The sequence below is a fragment of the Pseudomonas rossensis genome (assembly GCF_039888995.1).
Lineage (GTDB): Bacteria > Pseudomonadota > Gammaproteobacteria > Pseudomonadales > Pseudomonadaceae > Aquipseudomonas > Aquipseudomonas rossensis.
Genome location: NZ_JBBWCB010000251.1, coordinates 1 through 3,796, shown reverse-complemented (window position 1 = coordinate 3,796; position 3,796 = coordinate 1). Strand labels below are relative to the sequence as shown.

Sequence of the window (3,796 nt, the reverse complement as noted above, 5' to 3'; positions counted from 1 at the left end):
GGGGGATTCGTGGACTCATAAACACTCCATGATGAGTGGAAAAAGGTAAAAAAGAAAAACAGGCGCGCAGGTGGTGACGGTCATGGTTGGGTGGTTATAGGAACATAAGAGTTCCAACCTATCGGGAATGTCATAAATTTTGTGTTCGGGCATACATGTTGAACATGTATGCCGACCAGGATTCGAGCAACCAGTGCAACGGCAAAAGCGGCAAGACCGTGCTCACCGATGATGGCCCACTGCGCCTGGACATCCCTAGAGACCGCGATGGCAGCTTTGCTCCGATTCTAATCCCCAAGCACGAACGCCGTTTTACAGACGGGGTGTATTGCGGACGGTGCCCGAGATATTTTGGGCATCTGGATTGAAACTACGAGGGCGCCAAGTTCTGGATGAAGGTCTTCAATGACCTCAAGACCCGAGGCGTCGAACACGTTTTGATCGCAGTCACTGATGGTCTAAAAGGAATGCCAGAAGCCTTGAGTGCGGTGTTCCCTGAGACGACGTTACAGTTGTATCGTCCACTTGATCCGCAACGGCGTTGCTTACGCGGCTTGGGACAAGCGTCGTGAGCTGGCCAATGCGCCAAAGCCGATTTATCAAGCGCTCAACGCTGAAGTTGCCGAGCAAGCTTTAGCTGCGTTCGAGGCTGGGTCATGGGGCAAGCAATATCCAACGGTGGATGCGGCCTGGAGATGCGCCTGAGACAGAGTCATCCCATTTTTCGTTTTCCCGCCAGCCATACGAAAAGTGATCTACACCACCAACGCCATCGAGACATCAATACCCAGTTGCGCAAGATCATCAAGACAAGATGCCACTTTCCGACTGATGAAGCTGCGACGAAGTTGATTTGGCTTGCACACTGCCAATTGGGGCAGTGCGGCCCACTACTGGAAGAGCGCCATGAATCAGTTTGCGTGCGGATTCCACGACACTTGGACACCCAGTCCACCATCATTTGGACACTCGTTCCACGCTCACTTGGACACCTGATCCACGTCCACTTGGACAGGCAGTCGGAGCGCAGCGACGCAGGTTTGCATTGTTAGTCTGAAGTCCCGGTTACAGTCAATTTCGTCGCGCGCCTGCGCAGTGATTCGCCCTTCAGTTCGATGCGATAAGCGTTGTGCACCAGACGGTCGAGGATCGCATCGCCCAAGGTCGGATCGCCGATCAGCGCATGCCATTTGTCCACCGGCATCTGGCTGGTGACCAGTGTCGAGCGGTTCCCGTAGCGGTCGTCCAGCAGCTCCAACATGTCGCGCCGTTGCGGTGCGGTAAACGGCGCCAGTCCCCAGTCATCCAGGATTAGCAGGTCGGTTTTGGCATAACCCGCCATGAGCTTGGCGAAGCGCCCGTCGCCGTGAGCGAGCCCCAGTTCTTCCAGCAGACGCGGCAAACGCAGGTAGCGCACGCTGTAGCCGTCCCGGCAGGCCTTGTGGGCCAGCGCGCAGGCGAGCCAGGTTTTGCCCACGCCGGTGGGGCCGCCGATGATCAGGTTCAGACCGTCGCGCAACCATTGGCCGCTGCCCAGTTGCAGGATCAGGGATTTGTCCAGGCCGCGTGGGCTGCGGTAATCGATGTCTTCCAGGCAGGCGTTGTGGCGCAGCCGCGCTGCTTTGAGGCGGGTGGTCAGGCGTGCGTTTTCACGCTCGGTCAGCTCACGATCGACCATCAGCCCCAGGCGCTCATCGAAGCCGATGTCGTTGATGTCCGGTGTTGCGTGCTGCTCGCTCAAGGCTTTGACCATGCCGTGCAGGCGCAGGGTTTGCAGTTTATCCAGGGTCGGGTTGGGTAGCATTTTGGTGCTCCTTTTTAGGTCAGTGGTAGTAGCCGGGGCCACGCAGGTTGATGTGTTCGTCGGGCAGCAACGGCAGGTTTTGCTGGCCCAGCGGTAGGCGTTCCAGGCCTTGGCGCAGGATCGATTCGAGGCTCTTGTAACTGCATGCGCCCAGCGCCAGGGCGCGCTGGCAAGCGGCTTCCAGCCGCTCTTCGCCGTGATGTTTGCCCAGGCGCAGGATGCCCAGGCAGGCGCGGAAGCCGTGCTGCGGATGGATTCGCCGTTCGAGGATGTAGGCGATGACGCCGGCGGTGTTCGGCCCGGTTTGCTCTGCCCAGCGGATCAGCCGTTGCGGCGTCCACTCAGCGTGTTCGCGGTGGCTCTTGGGCATGTGCTCGATCTGCGTGGTGTGGCGGCCTTTGTGTGGCGAGCGCCGGTGGCTGGCGACGCGCTGGTTGGCGTGGAAGCACTCAACGGTCTGCGCGGTCAGGCGCACTTCGAGCTGGCGCTTCACCAGTTGGTACGGCACCGAGTAGTAGTGGCCGTCGACCTCGACGTGGTAGTCGATGTGCACCCTTACTTTTTTCCATTCGGCGTAGACGTACGGGTGTTCCGGCAGCGGTTGCAGCGCGGGTTGGTCAATGGCCTCGAAGGTCGAGCGACGCGAGCCAGGCAGCTTCTTGAAGGGTCGTTGGTTGAGGCGTTCGAGCAGCACGCCGATGGCCGTGTTGAGTTCGCCCAAGGAGAAAAACTGGCGGTTGCGCAGGGCCGCGAGGATCCAGCGCTCGACGACCTGCACGCCGACTTCTACCTTGGCTTTGTCCTTGGGTTTGCGGGATCGGGCAGGCAGCACGGCAACGCCGTAATGCTCGGCCAGATCACGGTAGCTGGGGTTGATGTCCGGCTCGTAGCGATGCGCTTTGGTGACGCCGCTGCGCAGATTGTCCGGCACCAGGATCTCCGATGTCCCACCGAGAAAAGCGAAGCACCTAGCGTGCGAGCCGAGCCAGTCAGGCAGTTGCTGCGACCAGGTGGCCTCGGCAAAGGTGTAGCTGGACGCGCCTAGTACGGCAACGAAGATCTGGGCTTGACGGATTTCACCGGTCTGTCGGTCGATGACCGGCGCGGTCTGGCCGGCGTAGTCGACGAACAGTTTTTCGCCTGCGCGATGTTCCTGACGCATGACCACGTCGACCTTGGCGGCCCAGAGACGGTAGTGCTCGCAGTACCAGCTGTATTGGAAGCCTTGCGGGTGGCTGAGCCGGTACTCCTGCCAAAGCAGAGCCAGGGTTACGCCGGGGCGGCGCAACTCGGCATGCACCCATGTCCAGTCAGGCATCGGGCGTTGATCACTGGGAATTGTCGGTGCTGGCGGGAACAGGCATCGCTCCAGTTCAGCGTCCGACAACAATGTCGGCCAAGTCAGCCCGCAAGCGTTGAAGCGGTGCAGGTAATTGCCGGCACTGCCGCTGCTGATGCGAAGGCTAATGGCAATCTTACGCACGGACAGGCCGGCGTCGAACTTTAGGCGTAGTACCTCTCGGATTTTACGCATGGATAAACGCTCCACGACGACCCCTTCGCTTCGAAAAAAGAGGTCGATGGTAGTGAATAACCTTGCGTCGTTGCCTGCCTGAGCATGGGATGGATCAGTGGAAAATCACTGTCCAAGTGCGCGTGGAATCAGTGTCCAAGTGTCCGTGGAATGAGTGTCCAAGTCAGCGTGGAATCGCTGTCCAAGTGTTCGTGGAATGGGTGTCCAAGTGCGCGTGGAATCCCCAGTTTGCGATTTTGTACGGAGATCGATTCACCAGGCCGAGCTATTAAAATGAAGGTCTGTCTGACGGCAGGCCGTTACCGGCCCGCACACAAAAAAACTGACACCCTCGATAGGGGAACTCTTATGTTCCTATAACCACCCAACCATGACCGTCACCACCTGCGCGCCTGTTTTTCTTTTTTACCTTTTTCCACTCATCATGGAGTGTTTATGAGTCCACGAATCCCCCCCAG

Annotated in this window: 2 protein-coding genes and 1 pseudogene; 1 reads left to right on the top strand and 2 read right to left on the bottom strand. The window is 58.8% G+C overall.

Annotated features, from left to right (window positions below; translation table 11 throughout):
- Window positions 1-176: 176 nt before the first annotated feature.
- Window positions 177-996 (top strand): annotated as a pseudogene (locus tag WLY71_RS30020) (IS256 family transposase); the annotation flags it as partial.
- Window positions 997-1,048: 52 nt separating this feature from the next.
- Here WLY71_RS30020 and istB read toward each other — a convergent pair.
- Both istB and istA read right to left on the bottom strand, forming a co-directional pair.
- Window positions 1,049-1,804, bottom strand: coding sequence for an IS21-like element ISPre4 family helper ATPase IstB (istB, locus tag WLY71_RS30015; protein WP_347806464.1), 756 nt, complete (start codon window positions 1,802-1,804; stop codon window positions 1,049-1,051).
- 19 nt (window positions 1,805-1,823) lie between these two features.
- Window positions 1,824-3,338, bottom strand: a complete 1,515-nt coding sequence (gene istA, locus WLY71_RS30010) for an IS21 family transposase (RefSeq protein WP_347806463.1) — start codon at window positions 3,336-3,338, stop codon at window positions 1,824-1,826.
- Window positions 3,339-3,796 lie beyond the last annotated feature (458 nt).